The organism is Streptomyces sp. NPDC102259, from assembly GCF_044766465.1.
In the GTDB taxonomy this organism is placed as follows: Bacteria; Actinomycetota; Actinomycetes; order Streptomycetales; family Streptomycetaceae; genus Streptomyces.
In genome coordinates, this window is record NZ_JBIWMA010000047.1 from 10,539 (window position 1) to 26,643 (window position 16,105).

Annotated in this window: 21 protein-coding genes and 1 pseudogene; 11 read left to right on the forward strand and 11 right to left on the reverse strand. The window is 70.1% G+C overall.

Translation table 11 applies throughout. From position 1 onward, the window contains the following. The first annotated feature begins 455 nt into the window (after positions 1-455). Positions 456-701 carry a hypothetical protein gene (locus ACIRPU_RS43280; RefSeq protein ID WP_403878417.1) on the forward strand — a complete coding sequence of 82 codons (246 nt, stop codon included), beginning with the start codon at positions 456-458 and terminating at the stop codon, positions 699-701. A gap of 4 nt (positions 702-705) precedes the next feature. Here ACIRPU_RS43280 and ACIRPU_RS43285 read toward each other — a convergent pair whose 3' ends face one another. From ACIRPU_RS43285 to ACIRPU_RS43300, 4 genes are read right to left on the reverse strand one after another with little or no spacing between them, the layout of a single operon-like run. Beyond that, complete coding sequence (locus ACIRPU_RS43285; RefSeq protein WP_403878420.1) at positions 706-1,500, reverse strand: hypothetical protein; 795 nt, start codon at positions 1,498-1,500, stop codon at positions 706-708. 19 nt (positions 1,501-1,519) lie between these two features. Next, positions 1,520-2,428 (reverse strand): aldo/keto reductase, encoded by a 909-nt coding sequence (locus tag ACIRPU_RS43290; RefSeq protein ID WP_403878423.1) that lies wholly within the window; start codon positions 2,426-2,428, stop codon positions 1,520-1,522. Continuing rightward, positions 2,425-3,597, reverse strand: coding sequence for a JmjC domain-containing protein (locus tag ACIRPU_RS43295; RefSeq protein WP_403878426.1), 1,173 nt, complete (start codon positions 3,595-3,597; stop codon positions 2,425-2,427). The genes ACIRPU_RS43290 and ACIRPU_RS43295 overlap by 4 nt, the downstream gene beginning before the upstream one ends. Positions 3,598-3,618: 21 nt before the next feature. After that, entirely contained in the window at positions 3,619-3,768 is a 150-nt protein-coding gene (locus ACIRPU_RS43300; RefSeq protein WP_167362005.1) for a hypothetical protein, read from the reverse strand. A gap of 163 nt (positions 3,769-3,931) precedes the next feature. On the opposite strand from ACIRPU_RS43300, the gene ACIRPU_RS43305 reads away from it, so the two are divergent. Then, positions 3,932-5,260, forward strand: coding sequence for a hypothetical protein (locus ACIRPU_RS43305; protein ID WP_403878429.1), 1,329 nt, complete (start codon positions 3,932-3,934; stop codon positions 5,258-5,260). Positions 5,261-5,263: 3 nt separating this feature from the next. On the opposite strand, the gene ACIRPU_RS43310 is transcribed toward ACIRPU_RS43305, so the two are convergent. From ACIRPU_RS43310 to ACIRPU_RS43325, 4 genes are all read right to left on the reverse strand, one after another. Beyond that, complete coding sequence (locus ACIRPU_RS43310; RefSeq protein ID WP_403878432.1) at positions 5,264-5,752, reverse strand: hypothetical protein; 489 nt, start codon at positions 5,750-5,752, stop codon at positions 5,264-5,266. Between the two features lie 184 nt (positions 5,753-5,936). Next, positions 5,937-6,755, reverse strand: coding sequence for a replication-relaxation family protein (locus ACIRPU_RS43315; RefSeq protein ID WP_403878435.1), 819 nt, complete (start codon positions 6,753-6,755; stop codon positions 5,937-5,939). Between the two features lie 359 nt (positions 6,756-7,114). After that, entirely contained in the window at positions 7,115-7,582 is a 468-nt protein-coding gene (locus ACIRPU_RS43320) for a hypothetical protein (protein WP_403878438.1), read from the reverse strand. 327 nt (positions 7,583-7,909) lie between these two features. Then, positions 7,910-8,116: a hypothetical protein gene (locus ACIRPU_RS43325; RefSeq protein ID WP_403878441.1), complete on the reverse strand. Its 207-nt coding sequence runs from the start codon at positions 8,114-8,116 to the stop codon at positions 7,910-7,912. A gap of 3 nt (positions 8,117-8,119) precedes the next feature. Here ACIRPU_RS43325 and ACIRPU_RS43330 point away from each other — a divergent pair, with 3 nt between their 5' ends. The 8 genes and pseudogenes from ACIRPU_RS43330 to ACIRPU_RS43365 all read left to right on the forward strand — a co-directional run bounded on the left by ACIRPU_RS43330 (position 8,120) and on the right by ACIRPU_RS43365 (position 13,156). Next, complete coding sequence (locus ACIRPU_RS43330) at positions 8,120-8,284, forward strand: hypothetical protein (protein WP_403878444.1); 165 nt, start codon at positions 8,120-8,122, stop codon at positions 8,282-8,284. Positions 8,285-8,620: 336 nt separating this feature from the next. Further along, positions 8,621-9,160, forward strand: coding sequence for a GNAT family N-acetyltransferase (locus ACIRPU_RS43335; RefSeq protein ID WP_403878475.1), 540 nt, complete (start codon positions 8,621-8,623; stop codon positions 9,158-9,160). Positions 9,161-9,338: 178 nt separating this feature from the next. Beyond that, a pseudogene (locus ACIRPU_RS43340) lies at positions 9,339-9,494 on the forward strand (IS6 family transposase); the annotation flags it as partial. 319 nt (positions 9,495-9,813) lie between these two features. After that, positions 9,814-10,113, forward strand: coding sequence for a hypothetical protein (locus ACIRPU_RS43345; RefSeq protein ID WP_403878447.1), 300 nt, complete (start codon positions 9,814-9,816; stop codon positions 10,111-10,113). After that, complete coding sequence (locus ACIRPU_RS43350; protein ID WP_403878450.1) at positions 10,107-10,706, forward strand: RNA polymerase sigma factor; 600 nt, start codon at positions 10,107-10,109, stop codon at positions 10,704-10,706. The genes ACIRPU_RS43345 and ACIRPU_RS43350 overlap by 7 nt, the downstream gene beginning before the upstream one ends. After that, a complete protein-coding gene (locus ACIRPU_RS43355) occupies positions 10,703-11,428 on the forward strand; it encodes a hypothetical protein (RefSeq protein WP_403878453.1) in 726 nt (241 codons plus the stop codon). The genes ACIRPU_RS43350 and ACIRPU_RS43355 overlap by 4 nt, the downstream gene beginning before the upstream one ends. A gap of 412 nt (positions 11,429-11,840) precedes the next feature. Further along, entirely contained in the window at positions 11,841-12,755 is a 915-nt protein-coding gene (locus ACIRPU_RS43360) for a Ku protein (protein ID WP_403878456.1), read from the forward strand. A gap of 71 nt (positions 12,756-12,826) precedes the next feature. After that, positions 12,827-13,156, forward strand: coding sequence for an STAS domain-containing protein (locus ACIRPU_RS43365; RefSeq protein WP_403878459.1), 330 nt, complete (start codon positions 12,827-12,829; stop codon positions 13,154-13,156). Positions 13,157-13,657: 501 nt separating this feature from the next. Here the strand turns inward: ACIRPU_RS43365 and ACIRPU_RS43370 are convergent. From ACIRPU_RS43370 to ACIRPU_RS43380, 3 genes are all read right to left on the reverse strand, one after another. Beyond that, entirely contained in the window at positions 13,658-13,783 is a 126-nt protein-coding gene (locus ACIRPU_RS43370) for a hypothetical protein (protein ID WP_403878462.1), read from the reverse strand. A gap of 685 nt (positions 13,784-14,468) precedes the next feature. Continuing rightward, positions 14,469-15,401 (reverse strand): anti-sigma factor RsbA family regulatory protein, encoded by a 933-nt coding sequence (locus ACIRPU_RS43375; RefSeq protein ID WP_403878466.1) that lies wholly within the window; start codon positions 15,399-15,401, stop codon positions 14,469-14,471. Continuing rightward, positions 15,401-15,757 (reverse strand): STAS domain-containing protein, encoded by a 357-nt coding sequence (locus ACIRPU_RS43380; RefSeq protein ID WP_403878469.1) that lies wholly within the window; start codon positions 15,755-15,757, stop codon positions 15,401-15,403. Before ACIRPU_RS43380 ends, ACIRPU_RS43375 begins: the two co-directional genes overlap by 1 nt. Before the next feature lie 120 nt (positions 15,758-15,877). Here ACIRPU_RS43380 and ACIRPU_RS43385 point away from each other — a divergent pair, with 120 nt between their 5' ends. Then, positions 15,878-16,006, forward strand: coding sequence for a hypothetical protein (locus tag ACIRPU_RS43385; RefSeq protein ID WP_403878472.1), 129 nt, complete (start codon positions 15,878-15,880; stop codon positions 16,004-16,006). Positions 16,007-16,105: the final 99 nt, after the last annotated feature.

The window sequence follows — 16,105 nt, forward strand, 5'->3', positions numbered from 1 at the left end:
AAAAAACAAAACCTTTTTTTTTTTTCACCACTCCCTCTATTTAGGGGGGCCGGGGGGGGGGGGGCCCGGGGCGCCCCCCCCCCCCCCCGGGGGGGGCGGCGCGGCCCCCCCCCCCCCCCCCCGCCTCGGGGAGGGAAGGCCGGTGGGACAGAGCCCGTGAGTCCCGAAGTCACAAACTCCGGGACTCACGGGCTCCGAGCTGGGCTCGTTCTACTTTGGGCCCGGAAATGAGGCGCTCGGGTCACGCTGCCGGATCGGCGCCGCCGGGGGAACGGGGTGGGTCTCCGGCCACTCGCGCGAGCAGTCGAAGCAAGGAACAAGCCTCCGAGGCTGGTTGAGCCCCAGAGGCTTCGTGGTCCCCGCGCCCCACCGCCCTGGGTTATCCACAGGCCCGAACGCGGTCGGCCGTTCCTTCGTACGCTGCTGCCCGAGTCGATCACACGGGGGTGTGCGGGATGCGGTACGGCGTGGTGGTGGAGGAACTCGCGGTCGAGGTCATGGCGCAGCTGCCGGACGACCAGGCCCGGCTGGAGGTGATGGCGCTCGTGGAGGTCGCGCGGATGGATCCGAGGGCCTGGCCCGATGCGCGTGACCCGGGCTCCGTGGAAGAGATCCGGGAGGCGTTCGGCCGACAGTGCTGGATCCAGTACATGCCGCACGCCGGCGCGATCGAGGTCCGGGACATCGGCTGGGCGGGCTGATTCGTCAGCGGCGGCGGAGTTCCTCGGACCAGTCCCGGAGCTGGTCTTCGAGGGTCAGGTTGTCGCCGCGGGCCACGGTTTGGAGCAGCTGGGCGCACACGGTCGCTTCGGCGGCGAGGCCGGCCGGGCTCCCCAGGACGGGAAAGGCGGCGCGGACTCGAGCGGCGACGTTCTCCTGGAGCAGCGTGTAGGCGTAGAGCGTGGCGGCGTCGAACCCTTCCGGAGCTCGCCCCCAGCCCTCCCAGTCGAGAATTCTCAGCGGTGCGGTGACGTTGGCCCAGTGCAGGTCGGAGTGGGCGGCGGTCCAGCAGGTCACGGCCGGGGCCGGGATGCCCACGAACTCTGGGATCGCCTGGTCCATGTACTGCTGTCGTACGGCGACGCGGTCGGTGTCGACGACCGCCACCTTCTCCAGCGTCCCGGCGAGGTCCTGCCACCAGGAGTCCGGCAGCTGGATGTCGCGCTGGAGGACCGGGTCGTCGGACAGGACCGGCTGGTCGACGCGGGCTGACAGCTCCGCCCGGTAGGCGGTGCCGTCGTCGACGGCGTCGTGGACAGCCAGGAGGGCGGGCCGGCGCCCGTCAAGGTCCCCGAAGGCGTGCTGTGCGTCCAGGGCGCCGTCCCACAGCTTCCCCGACGCCTTGTCCTCCAGGGAGGACACAAGCCGCAGCCACGCCGGTTGCCCGGTGGCGGTGCGGGCCGGGGCACCCAGGGTGCGCCCGGCCCAACCCCAGAACTCCCCGCCCGGCTCGACTCGTACGTCCAGGGCCTTCGCGGCGCGGGCGTGGCGGGCGCGCATGCGCTGTTCGGTGTCCGGGTCAGGGGGAGGCGAGTACACCAGTGATCTCCCGCAACTTGGCGGCGGTCAGCGAGGGTTGGTCGACGGCTTCGGCCGCCTCCCTCCAGTGTGGCGCACCGGAGGCGGCCAGAAGGACGTCCGTCACTCCTGGGCATGACGCGACTGCCAGAACGCACGCCTGTGCGGGGGTCAGGCCCGGACGGATGAGGTCGGCGAGCTCCTGGTCGACCATGCCGGGGAGCTCACCGCCGTGCAGCGGCGCGGAGGCCATCACCCGCAGCCCCGCCCCGGCGGCGGCCGGGAGCGGGCCACGGCCGTGCAGGGCCTGCGCGATCGGCGTCATCATCACCAGGCTCACCGGCATCTGGACCGCGACCAGGTGGTGCTGGCCGCCCGCGGCTTCGGCGGCCAGGGCGAGCAGCTCTCCGACCGTGAACGCCTCTTCTTCCAGGCCCGCCCACGTGGCGATGCCGTACCCGGCCGCGCTCCCGGCTGCCACGGCTTCCTCGAGGACGACGAACGCCTCCCGCATCGCGCGGTGCAGGGCGGGACGGTCGCCGGGGTGGGCGCGCTCCGGGTTGTGCAGCAGGACCAGGTCCAGACGCTCCCGCCCGAGCTGGGCGCGGTTGCGGCCGGTCTGCCAGCGCACGTAGTCCGGAGCGAGGCTGTGCCCGGTCACCGCTTGGTCCTCGGTCAGGACACCGGCGTTCACGGCGTCGGCACCGGTGGCCGCGGTGAAGTAGCCGGCCTTCGTCGCGATCCGCAGGGACGGGCGGGCGGCCAGGGCCGGGGCCAGCAACTCCTGGGCGCGGCCGGTGGCGTAGTTGGGGGCGGTGTCGATCCACTGCGCGCCGGAGGCGGCCGCACGGACGGCCGCCTCCGGGATCGCCCGGCACCGGTAGGTGCCCAGAGCGAGCTCCGCTGTCACAGCAGGCTCCCCACCGTCGCGGCCTGCCCGGCAACGAGCTCCTGGACCAGCCCGGCGACGTCCTCCACATCCAGGCCGGCTGTTTCCGCGAGCGCGGCCAGATCCACGGTGCGGCCGTCGACCAGCGGGCGCAGCACCGCCTCCGCCGCCGGAGCGAACTCGAAGGTGCTCCCGGCGGCGGACAGCGTCACCACGTCCTCGCCGACGTCCAGCACCGCGCGGGCGGTCGTCAGCCGAACCCGCAGGTGCGGATCGGCGGGGACGGTGTCGATGTACGGCAGGCTCGGCACCATCCGGCCGACGGCCTGCCCGTCCATCGCGGCCCGGTAGCGGGCGAGTAGCGTCGGGTCGTCCAGCAGTTCCGCGAGCCGCTTGCGCATCCCGTCCACGGCGTCGGCCTGGACATCCGGCGCGGCGAGCAGCGGCAGATCGCGCCGCCAGTCCTCGTGCGTGAGCAGCTGCTCGGACACCCACGCCATCAGGTCGGTCGCGGTGTGGGTCTGCAGGCCGCAGGTGACATGCAGGGAGCGGGTGCCCTGGTCGGCACAGACCGCGTGCCATACGCCGCGCGGCACGTACAGGACGTCGCCCGGCCACAGGACCAGGTCGGCAACCGGCTCGGTGGGCGCCTCGCCCGGGTCCTCGATGTCGCGGTAGAGCGGGAACGGTCGGGTGGTGCCGTAGATCCGCCACCGCTTCGCGCCGTCCAGCTGGACGATGACGGTGTCGTGGTCGTCCCAGTGAACGCCGAACCCCTCGGTGCTGGTCCACGAGGCGTACAGGTTCGCCTGGACGCGGGTGCGGAGGTCGCGCTCGATCGCTTCGCAGAGGCGGGCGAGGGGCGGGTGGAGTTCGTCGACGCTGTCCAGGGCGAGGGATGCGCCCTCCTGGAGGCGGGCGTGCAGTTCGGCCGGGTGCAGGCGGTGCCACACCGTGTGCCGACGGGTGGCCACCGGCGTGGTGTAGCCGCCGACCAGCAGTGTCTCGCCGTCGCGGGACAGCCGCATGCGCGGCGGTTCCAGGCGGTGTGCGGCGAGGATCTGGTTGAGGTCGTCCCAGGTCATGATCCCGGCGACATCGAGGGCGCCGGGTACGTGGCGGTATTCGCGGTGCAGTGCCTGGGCGAGGAAGTCCTCGCCCAGGCACGCCGCGATGGACGTGTGCGTCATCGCGTCAGGGCTCCCGGTCCGTCAGTCGTTGCCGTCGCTCTTGCCGGTGCCGCCGCCGTCCGAGGGGATGGCGTTGCGGCCCCGGGCGGCGACGATCGACCGGCGGGAGCGGACCAGGCCGCCGGTCGACGGCCCGGACGTGGCGGGCGGGGGCGTGGCGGGACTCTGCATGGAATCCTCCTACGGGGCTGGTGGCCGAGCCCTGACGGCACGGCCGCGAACACCGCCAGTACAGCCGCGAACCACACGGGCGATAACCCCGTGACGGGGCCCCCACGATGGGTATGGTCGTTGGGCTGACGCTTCGTCATTCCACGAGAGTTCTGGGGGACTTGTGGACGACTTACCGCCGTCACCCGCCCAAGTGCCGCGCCGCCTGCTGACCGACCCGGTGTTCGTCCGGGCCCTGCGCGAGCGGGACTTCACCGTCGTCTTCGCCATGGCCCACGACGTGGGGATCTCCTTCAACCGGATCGCCGAAGCGTGTGCGCTCAAAGCCGAGCGGGTCAGCCAGATCGCCCGGGGCACCACATCTGTCACCGCCCTCACGACTGTCGAGCGAATCGCCAGCGGACTGCGCATTCCCGGTGCCCTACTGGGGCTTGCTGCGCAACCCTGGGAAGACACCGCCGCCCACAGCACGGAGTCCGACCATGGAGAAGATCCGATGAAGCGCCGCAACCTGCTGCGTGGCGCGCTGGCCGCCGGCCTCACCGCTCCGGCCCTCGCCGCACTCACCGCCGCCCGGACCGACGTCGACCAGACCCTCTCCCCCGACGCTCCCCAGGACCTGGCCGACCTGGAGGCCGCTGCCGAGAGCTACGGGTACGGCTACCACGGACAGCAGCCCACCCGCGTGCTCGCCGACCTGGTCACGGACTTCACCACCCTGCGCCCGCTGCTCACCGTCCCGCAGCCCGCCCCCGTACGAGCCAGGCTGTGCCGGACGGCCGGGCAGATGGCCGGGATGACCGCGATCGTGCTGCACGACCTGGGCAGCCGCCGCGAGTCCCGCGCCTGGTTCGGCACCGCCGCCCGGGCCGCCGCCGAATCCGGCGACGACCAGCTGCACGCCTGGGTGCTTGCCCGGGAGGCAATGGTCCCGCTCAACTACGGCGCTCCGAAGGCAGCGGCCGACCTCGCCGCCCGGGCCCGGCTTGCCGCCGGCACCCGGCCGACCGCCGCCGCGGTGCTGGCGGCGGCCGTCGCCGCCCGCGCCTACGCCCTCAACCACCAGAGCGAACAGGCCCGCGCCGCGCTCGAGGCCGCCGACGCCCTCATGGACCGGCTCCCCGAGAGCGAGCGGTCGGACACCTGGCTGACGTACGGCGAGCAGAAGCACCACGTCCACCTCAGCCACGCCTTCACCACCCTCGGGGACACCCGCCGCGCGAACGAGAGCCAGCAGCGCGCCCTGGAGCTGTCCGCGCCGACCAGCGCCATGACGCGCACTCTGCTGAACATCGACGGCGCCGCCTGCGCCCATCACGACGGCGACACCGAGCAGGCGTGCCGTCGTACGGTCGCCGCCCTGACCGCACTGCCCGTGGGCTACCGCACCGGCCTGGTCCGCCGTCGCGCCCTGGACCTGTACGAGGCGATCCCCGCCCAGCACCACCGCGAACGCGCCGTACGGGAACTACGCGACGTCGTGGCCGGCTGACAACTACCGCTTCCACAGCGGGCGGGCGAGCCCGGTCCCGCCGCAGTAGAAGCAGCGGCCCGAACGGGCAGTTCCCGGCGTGCCGATGGTGTCGGCGGCGTCCAGCAGGAGCCGGGTGAGACCGGTCAGGTGGTCCTTGTGCAGGGCGAGGTCGTGGCGCCTGCCCACCATGATGTCCAAGGCCACGTCGGGGCCGAGGGTCCGGGCGTCCCAGCTGATGCCGCGCGTGGCGGTGGAGATCATGTCGTGCAGGTCGCTGGTGGTCTGCGTCCCGGTCAGCTGTATCCGCGACGCGAGGACGACGTCCGGTGCCTGGACGAAGGACAGGACACCCGCTGGCAGGGCGAACGGCTTGAGGCCGACGACAGGGTCGCTGTGCGTACTGCGCAGCCGTGCCAGCGCGTTCCACATGTAGGTGCCTGGGCCGTACGGCCAGGCAGCCGCGGCCGCGATGTCCTCGTGCTTGTCCCGCCTGTTGCGCCTGATGCTCACGGGTCTCCTCAGCTGGTAATTGCGTCGACGTCTCCTTGGTACGCCGTGGCCGGGGCACGGTGCGTGCCTGGATCCCGGTCGTCCCGCGCGGTGGCACGGTGACTTCGGTGCTCGTTCCGCCCGCCGGGCCGGACGGCGGACAGCCCCCTTCGCGGCGAGGGCGTGCCCGGCGTCGCGTGCGGCGTCAGCGGCCGGCGGGCTCGGGGTATCGCTGACGGCGCCGGTCCGGGTCGTCGACGCCGATCTCGTACCAGGGCTCGCCGCGCTGCAGCCGGGGCAAGGTGTTCACCCAGACCGCGATGGCGATGCCCTTCACGTCGGCGGTGAGCGCCTGGCGGCGGTTGTCGAGCAGGTGCTCCTCCTTGCCCGCCAGGACGACGTGCAGCCGCGGGAAGCGTTCGGAGCGGGTGTAGCGGTGGCGCTGCCAGAACGGGAACGTGCGGCCGATGGTGCCGCGGGCTCCCTCCCAGACCCGGTGCCCGGCGTAGCGCTCGTAGTCCCAGACCTCACGCGCGAGGCGGGCCTGGGACATGGTGCCGTTGTCGAGTTCGAAGAGGCGGACCTCGCTGGTCGCGGTGGGCTGGGCGAGGACTGCGTCGGTGTTGAAGCTCAGGCCGATCTCCTTGATGGCGTGGTTCACCTCCACTTGCCAGTCGGTCAGGGAGCGCCGGTTGCCGTAGGCGAGGATCGTGTCGGTCACCGCGACGCCGTGCGGGCCGAACCCGGCGCGAACGGCCTTCGCTCCGGTGCCGGCCTTCGGGCGGGACGGCAGCTCGTTGCCGTCGGCCAGAGCCTTCTGCCCCGCCGGAGTCAGGTTCCAGATCGGGTGCTTGCCGTCCTTGCCGTTCGTCTCCGCCAGTCCGAGCTCCGCCAGTTTCGACATCGCCCTGCGCACGTACGATCGGCCGTCCTTGTCCTCTGCCGTGATCACCTGAGCCATCTGCTGCACCGTGGCTATCCGCACGCACCCCAGCATCCGCAGCGCGTCAGCCCGAACCTTCACGGCCGTGGGAGTGGACTTCTTCCCCTTCGCTGACTCTTCAGGGGAAGGGAGAGAGGTGTCGGCGTGCCGGTGGAGACCCTGGCGGGCGGTGTGAGCTGCAGTGATGGGAACGACGTTGGAATCGTTCGCGGCACTGGACGCGGCACTGCTTTCCGGGCCGCGTCCAGTGCGCTCAGCACCCCTTGTCGAGGTGGGGCGCGGCTCCGGTTCGGGCTGCCGGGCACTGCTGGTGTACGTCACGGTGGAGCTCCTCATCAGGTGCGCGGCTCTCCCGACAGAGATCCGCTGTCACCTAATACAGGTCCGGATGATCATGCTCGTGTGACATTCCATCGGACGCCTTTACCCAGACGTGATCATCAGGCGGGCGCGGCACAGAGCTCGGTGACGATCGCGAACGAGGTGGTCACCATCGGCACCGCCATGGCCGGAGGCATCACCGCGTGCGTGGTCTGGCCGTGCGCCATGCCGTTGCGGATCTTCCGGCCGTAGTCGAGATACTCCGCCTGCCGGGCCGTCAGGATCCCCGCGTCGGCGCCCTGCTCGATGAGCTTCTGCAGCGGCTTCTTGCCCGCGCCCGGGATGCGGTCGCGCAGCACGACCTCCACCGCGATCAAGGAGTGCATGACCGCCACGGTGGAGAACTCGTAGCAGTAGTACGACTGGCGCAGCAGCTCGCGGGCGGTGCGCAGGACCGTCGCCGCGGCTTCGGGTACGCCGGTGGGCACGACCAGGTCCTCAACGAGGTCGTGCATGTCGGCGTAGCTGTCGACGAAGAGGTGGGCGCGTTCGTCCGGGACCGGGAACGGCAGCCGCTGCGTGGTCATCTGCGCAGTCTCGCAGCTGCGTTTCCTGGACGGCAGCGGCTTTTCCCCGGCCCTCGCGCAGCGTGCCGGGACGGAGATTTCTCCCCCATCAAAATGGGCGGTATGTCGCACGTAGCGGACCAGGTCAAGGAGAAACGTGGTGAAGGGCCCGGCCGTGGCTGCTCACCGTCGGTGCTCGGACTCTGTCCACAGGGCTGCGGTTCGAGGGTGTCTTCGAGGCCGCCGCGATCAGCGGAGCGGCACGAACATGAGGAGTGTCATGCCCGAGAACACCGTCACCACGCCGCTCGCCCCGATGGAGCCCGACGACGTCGCCGACGCCTTCGCCTACATCCGAGCGATGCAGGCCGGCGACATCGACACCGCCTGCGCGGTCGCCGACGACACGGGCCCGGAGCTGCACCGGCTGCTCCTGGACGTCGCCGCGGGCGTCTTCATCCCCATCACCGCCGTGGACGACCACGACGCGGAGCCCTGCGCGCACTCGTCCTCGCCGCGGCACTCGGGCGACTGCTGCTGGAGCTCCTCTGCCACAGCGTGTGCCTGGCCGGTGCACCGGGCATCGCCGACACCATCACCCGCTTCACCGAGAACATCCTCACCGAGGACCACGGCGACGTCGCCGACGTCCTGCGCCAGCTGGAGGCCGCCGGGATGAAGCAGGCGATGGAAGCGCACCCGCCGCACCGCACCACCGCGTAGCGCACCTTCGGGACGGCGGTGATGCGGTCCGGCGCGCATCCTCGGCGCACCACCGCACCACCGTGGTGCACTCCACCGCACCCACGCACCGCGCCAACTCGGTGCGCACCACCGCACCTCCGCACCGCATCGCCGGGCGCCACCGCGATGCGGCCCCCCGACATCACCGCACCGGGGCCCGCGCCACGGCCGGGCGGGCTCCCCTATCACACACCCCCTCGACCACGACCTGATCGCGAGCCGAAACGGGCTGTGTCAAGACATCTCAGGGGGATAAGAAGTCAAGAGGGACCGCGAGTCTTGATCGCTACCGAGGCCGCTGATTGGCTGGCCGACATGAATGATCTCGGACCCGTTGCGTGGCCGCCTGCACCGATCAAGACCGAGAGGCTCGTACTGCGTGAGCCCGAGGCCAGGGACCGTGCGGCGTTCATCGAGCTGCACGTCTCGCCGGAGGTGCACACCTACCTCGGCGGCCCCCGGCCGCGTGACGAGCTTGAGGGCGAGATGCCAGAGGTGCCCGGGCGGCGGTCCGGGAGTTTCGTCGTCGATCTCGACGGGGTGATGATCGGCCAGGTCCTGCTCAGGAGAGTAACGGAGCACGTTTGCCCTGCTGCCGTGGGGAAAGTTGATCTCGGTTACTTGTTCCTGCCGCAGGCGTGGGGATTCGGGTATGCCGCCGAAGCGTGCGCGGCGGCTCTGGACTGGCTCGAAAACGTCCTTCCGGGTGAGCCGGTGGTGCTCGCCACTCAGACCGCCAACGCCCGCTCGATGCGCCTTGCGGCAAAGCTGGGGTTCACCGAAGCGGAACGGTTCCGGGCCTGGGACGCCGATCAGTGGCTCGGCTTGCGGGCCCCGGTCACGCCCTCCAGTTGAGTTCGCGCTTCGACAGGGTGGGGCATTCACAACGCCGTTGTTCTCGTTGCCCAGAGTCGAGTTTGCGGGTCATGCAGGCGCTGGAAGGAGTGGCGCGAAGGCGCGCTGTTCGTCGAACGGCTGCCGGGTTTGGAGACAGTGGTGGGGCACTGTCACGTTAGCTGGGGAGGGGTCGTCCGTGGGGAGCGCGTCGCTGTCGTACAAGGGGCACCGGTACCCGGTCGAGGTCATCTCCCATTGCGTGTGGCTGTACTTCCGCTTCCTGCTGTCGTTCCGCGAGGTCGAGGAGCTGATGCTTGAGCGCGGCGTGACCATCTCCTATGAGTCGGTGCGCGAACGGCCCGTCCCGTAATCTCCGCACGTTGGCTTCTCCCGTCTGGGAGAGAAGCCGGACCGGCGGTGCGGGGGCGGCGTATTTGGGGTAGGCCGTCCCCGCGCCGTCTGCTTCAGCAGTACGGCCAGAAGCAGGACCTCACCCCCGCCCGTCCGCTACAGGTGCTGGACGCGTCGCCGTACATGGCCGGTCAAATCCGCTGCCTCTGCGGGCAGTTTCGGAGATCTCCGATCTATGGGGGAGAACAGGGAAGGGTCGATCGTCGAGTAGGTGAAGGCGCCGTCTGCGCGCCACTGAAACCCGACGGAGACCAACTCACATGACGTCGCCCTTGGACTGGGCCGGACTCGTTTCGGCCGTAACGGCCACCGCGCAGGCGGCGGCCGTCATGGTGCAGGTGTACTGGGACCGGCGGCAACGCGGCACCGGCACGACGGAGCACGCAAACTGCCGCCTGCCTCACCACGGCAAGGCCTCCCTGCCCGACACCCGTGTCCTTGTACAGGTCAACGTCGAAGCCCACGCCTGTACGTCGCTCACGCTGGTCGTCCTCATGGACGGCGGAGGGGACGGCACCAACCCGTTCTCGCTGTCCATGAAGGGAAACCGTCCGTGGTAGCGGGTGAAGCTGCGGCGGAGCCCTCCGTCTTCGCGGAGACGAAGGTAGACCTCAGCAAGAGGCTGCTGGACTACTACGACACCTTCATAGCTCAGGAAACACAGTTCCTGAGCAGCATGTACATCGGCAAGCTCTCGGAGCAGGCCTGCGAGGACGTCGCCCAGGAGGCGTTTATGAGAGTGGCGAGGAAGGCCGCAGCCGCGCAGCTGGAACCAGACGTGCGAATCGGGGCCTACCTACGCACGACCTCATCGCGTCTGGCCATCGACACGCTGCGCGCCCAGAAGCGGATCGATCTGATGGACGACACCGCGCTGGTGACGGACTCCACCCCGCCCAGTAAGGACGTCGATCCGCTGAAGGAGCTGGTGCAGCCGGCGATCGAAGCGATGCCGCTCAGCATGCGCCGCACGGTGGTGCAGCTGCAGAGCCAGGGTCTCGACGACGCAGAGATCTCCAAGGCCCTGGGCATAGCCCCGGCCCGGATCCACCGGGCCCGGTACGCAGCCGTCAGCGCGTTGCGCAGCGAGCTGAGCACATTCATCCGGGATGGGCACCGCAAGAAGACTCAACGCGCGGAAAAGGACAGGTGACGGTTGTGCGCCGCTTCACTGAGGGCAGCGGCGGCCGCCCGGCGCCGACAGTGTCGGCCGAGCTGCTGGCACTCCTGGACAAGATGGCCGGGCCCTCCGACTTCTGGGATCGTCCCGACGGCGACTTCGGCCCTCTGAGCGACCTGTACGAGCCGGACAGCGAGGCGCGCCAGGAGGCGAACTCGTTGTACCGGCTCGGCTCAAAGGCTCTGGGCCGAGACGAACTGTCCACGGCCGCCGACTTTCTGGGATCGGCGGCCGCAGCCGGCCATCCAGGCGCACTATTCCGGCTCGCTCTGGTCGCACTCCGCTCCGGGGAGAACTGGAAAGAGCACGCATGGTTTCTCATCGCCGAAGCCGCTCGCCACGGACACGGTGACGCCCAACAGCTTCTTACCGCGTCCGCCGGCCACCGCCCTTCCCTCACCGGCGGCACCACACCGATCGAGGATCCGCAGTACGTCGAAGAGGTACGTGTCCTTCTCGAAGTTGCCCTTCTCCGACCGGCCCCGCCCGACATATCACCGGCTCAGGGGCGGCAGCCCGACACGCAGGACAGCTGCCATCCGATGGACACAGACAGCCCGACGCCTACGCCTGGGACCGTCCTCGCCCCGCCCGCCCACAGCGGGCCCGTGTCACACGCGGATAACCCGCCCCACCGCAAGCGGGCCAACCTGATCGCGCTACCCGGAGGCCTGACTCTGTCTATACGACCTTGAACTCGCCCCGCACTGACTGTTTCGGTCCAAGGCGGCAGGCCATGGTCCCGCATGCGACACGTCCGCGCCGACCACCGTGCCTTCGACGAGCCCATCACCCGGATCACCGGCGAGGCCATTGCCTCATAGGCCCGACGGCGGACCCCCGTCTGCATCGCCCGCCGGAGTCACATGGCGGAACCGTCCTCGGCGCCGTCCGGCGGGCGCCAGCCTGAGAGCGATCGGCACGTTCCGCGGCGCGCCGACGGTAGACCCCGCAGGGACGACACTCACTGCCGTAGTCCTCTGGGACCCGCTGTGCTTACCGGGTCCCGGCTTTCCACGGGGCGACGGCTGCCCGCGTTGAGCTGGTGCGGACCGGGCGCAGCCTTCGTAGGCTGTTCGTGCTCGGGGCCTGTCACGGAGGTTTTCCATGCCCCGAACCATCTGGTCCGGTGCCATCAGCTTCGGCCTGGTCACCGTCCCGATCCACGTCCAGTCCGCCACCGAGGACCACTCGATCCGCTTCCACCAGTACCACTTGGAGGACATGGGCCGGATCCGCACCCGCAAGATCTGCGAGCTCGAGGACCGCGAGGTGTCAAACACAGAGATCGGCAAGGGCTACGAGTACGCCAAGGACCAGATCGTCGCCATCAGCGACGAAGAACTGCGCGACCTGCCCCTGCCAACAGCGAAGGCGATCGAGATCGACGCCTTCGTCGCCGCGGACGACATCGACCCGATCCGGATCGGCGAGGGCTACTACCTCTCCCCCGACGGCACCGTCGCCGCCAAGCCCTACAAGCTGCTCCGCCAGGCCCTGGAACGCTCCTCGAAAGTCGCCATCGCCAAATACGCGTGGTCCGGGCGCGAACGGCTCGGCATGCTGCGGGTCCGCGGCGACGCCATCGTCCTGCACGCCATGCACTGGCCCGACGAGATCCGCGACCCCTCGGAGCTGCTGCCGCCGCCGGTGGACGTCTCCGAGGACGAGATCAAGGGAGCACTCGCCCTGATGGAGTCGATGTCGCGCGACGACCTCGAAGGCGACGACTTCAAAGACACCTACACCGAGGCCATGGAGAAGATCATTGAAGCCAAGCGGGAGGAGAAGCCGCTCCCCGAGATGCCCGAGCCGGAGAAACCGGGCCGGGTCCTCGACCTGATGGCCGCGCTCGAGGAATCCGTATCCAAGGCGAAAGCCTCCCGCGGCGAGGACGCCGACGTCCACGAGCTGCCGAAGAAGACCACGGCCAAGAAGACGGCGGGGAAGAAGCAGCCGGCCAGGAAGACCGCCGCGGCAAAGAAGACAACCGGACACGGACGGCGTCCGCGCAGCGCCTGACCCCTCACCCCTCCCGGCCACCATGCACGGGCGACCTACCACCCTCGCCGGCAGCCGGGCATGATCTCGACATGAGCCACGGACCCGACGGCAAAGCCACGGTGCAGTACGAGCAGGACGGGGCATGGGTCGTCGTCGCACACGGCGACTACGACACCAACACCATCGCCCCGCTCGAGGAAGCACTCGACACCGCAGCCCGCAAACGCTCCCGCGTCGTGGTCGACGTCTCCGGCATCTCCTTCGCCGACTCGACCTTCCTGAACCTGCTGCTGCACATCCACCACACGACCTCGCTGCGCGTGGCAGGCCCACCCCGCCAGCTACGGCACCTCCTGGAAATCACCGGCGCCGACACCGTGCTCGACACCCGCGACAACATCCAGGACGCCCTGCGCTAGCCAGCAACCCGGACCCGCGAAGGCCGACACGCGGACCCGCCGGCCCGCGAGGACGAACCAGGACGCCCGGGCCTCCGCGGCACGCCTCAACCCCGGACCCGCAGCCCACGCGTGCGAAGATCGCCGCCGTGCAGCAGCGGCAGGCAGAATCCGAGCACGGCCGGCACCGCCGCCCTGAACCGCCGGACTGGACGGTCGAGCTGGACATCGGCACCGGACGCCCGCCGATCCAGGTCCACGCCGACGACTTCCACATGAGCGGCAAACGACGCCGGCCCATCGGACCCCGCCCGGCAGGCGCGCGGCCTTCGCTCCGAGCTACAGGGCGGGTCAGTGGCGGCCGCCACTGACCCGCCTGACATCTCGGGGGCGGGAGCCTCAGACGGCCGCCGCCGTCGATGACGCCTCCGCCGGTGCGCCGTCCCTTCCCGGGGCGGCGCACCGCTGCGTGTGATCGAGCTGCTTGCAGCGGACATGTGTGTAGGTGACGGGCGAGGTAGTTCAGGGCGTCGGGCTGTCAGCGGGGTCTTTGTCGCTCTTGGAGCGGTTGGAGCCGCCCGAGAGCGCGATCAGGACATCGGGCGCCTGGTCGTTGGCGTAGGCCTTGCGCCGGGCAGGGATGGGCACGGTACGGCGACCTGCACGGCACCGCCGAGCGCTGGTGCTGACCGAGGAGGGACGCGTGCTGCTCTCCGCCACTGACAGGTGAGATGCGCAGGCATACCCTCCCCAGGAGCGGGCAGCAGCTCGACATAGCTTGGGACAGGCCCTCCCCCTGGCCCCCCGAGCGTCTGTCGGCCCTACGCCCCATCCCCCCGGGGCAGTAGGGCCGACACAGATTCCGCCATCAGTTCCAAGGCACCCGGACGACGAGACACCTACCTCCAAGAGGCCGTGCAGGCCGGGCGCCACCGAAGTCGACACCCCCGCTGCGGTGCGCCGTTTCGCGTGCTCAAGCTGCTTACAGCGGTACTTGTTCGTGGGTGAGGGTGATGTCGGGGCAGGTTTCCGCGAGGCGGGTCAGGGCACCAGCCTTCCGGCACCGGTGGCAGGAGTGTCACCCGTACGACGATCGGCGCGCTGGTCACGCCTTCCAGCGAGCTCGCGGCAGGCTCGTGCGGCGAGTCGGCTGACGTCAGGAGGTGTCGCCGGGCCAGTGGAAACGGCCCAGGACTCCGGGACACAGTTCGTGCATCGCCCGCCCGCCGATGTCGAACCGCCCGGCCTGAGGGCGCCGCGACTCGTCAATCGGTGCTGCGTGAAAGCAGGAGGGGCAGGCGGCCCCCCGGACAGGCGGGCCGCCCACGTGCGGTTACAGGCTGAGGTAGAAGCGCACCGTCGTGCCGTCGTCGCCGGCGTGTACGCGCACCAGATCGGACACGTAGTTGACCAGCATCAGGCCTCGGCCGCCCACCTGCCCGCGCTCTGGCGGGCGGCGGCCGGCCAGCGGATCAGTCAGCCGGCCCGCATCACGGACCTCGATCACGAGCTGTCCCCTTTCGGCCCAGATCGCGAGCGTCCCACGGCCTCCGCCGTGCACCACGCTGTTGGTCGTCAGCTCCGCGACCGCCAGCTCCGCATCGACCAGCCGTTCACCGGCCAGGCCCAGCCGCGTGGACTGGGCGAGAGCGAAATGGCGGACCGCCGGAAGGTCCTCTCCGCCGTAGGAGAAGACCGCGGCGTCCGGCACCGTCGGCAGCTCCTGGTTGTAGCGTGAGACGACCGCCTGCCAGTCGTAGACGTCGCTGACCCACTCACGGCCCTCCCCGCTGATGAGGGTCGGGTGGGTAACCCGCGCATCGGCGATCACCTGCGGATCCAGCCGCACCTCGTCGTACGGGCACAGGATCGTCACCGCCCTGCCCTCGAAGGCGGCGTTGATCAGAGCCTCGTGCTGCGCGCACGCCGGGTACTCCACCGCGCTGCGCCCCGCCCAGATCGGTTCACCGATGATCCGCACCCGCCCCTGCGGGTGTGCGTCGGCGAATCCGCGCAGCACCTTGGGGATGATCCGCCCGGGATTGCGGCCGGCCTCGGTCATGTCCAGGAACAGGATGCCCTCGGCCTCCGCGCCCAGTCCGCTCCTGATCAGTTCCAGGTTGGGGCCGGGCACCGCGACGGCCATCGACTCGCCGTTGTCCAGCCCTTCGCGCAGGAACGACACCGTCTGCCGCGTGTACTCCTGATCGGTGCGGTAGAACAGGGCCGGGTGCACGAACGCCTCGTGGGTGGTCACCGTGCTCATCACAGAGCCACCTCGATCCGGTCCAGACCCGGCCAGAACAGCTCCAAAATCCGGGGCAACTGCGGCGGCGGATGCTCCACCACGACCCGTCCGCCCTGCAGGTTCATGGCGGTGACCGCCAGCGCGCTCACCCCGGCCACGTCGACGAACACCACGTCCGACAGCTCCACGTACGACACACCCGCGTGCCGCCGGGCCAGCTCCGTAAGAGCCTGCTCCCAGGACGGACGCGTGAGGGCGCTGATCTCACCACGGGCACGTATCCCACAACGACCGCCGGGCAACGGGCTCACCTCCAACGCGACCTTCCCGGGCGTTACCGGGCCGGTTCCGCCCACCGCATGTGGGGCATCCACGTTCGGACTCCTTCACATCGAGCCACCTGCCGGCCGCACCGGTACGGGCAGGCGAGGACAATCCCCCAGCGGGGGAGTGTATCCCGGCAGACAGGCCAACCCTGGGCGGCCGGACATCTCGTGAGCGACGCCCAGGGATGGCTCCGCCTCGCCGGAGCCCAGGAGCCTGTCGTGCATGTGCTGCAGCTGGTCGGCATCGACGCCATCATCGACTGCCGCCCCACCGTCGAAGAGGCCCTGAACACCTGACCGCCCCTAGAGATCGTCTTCAAAGGTCAGATCCAGAGCAGGATTGAGGCGATGGTGACGGCGGCGTGGTAGGACTCGCGTGTCTTGTCGTAGCGAGTG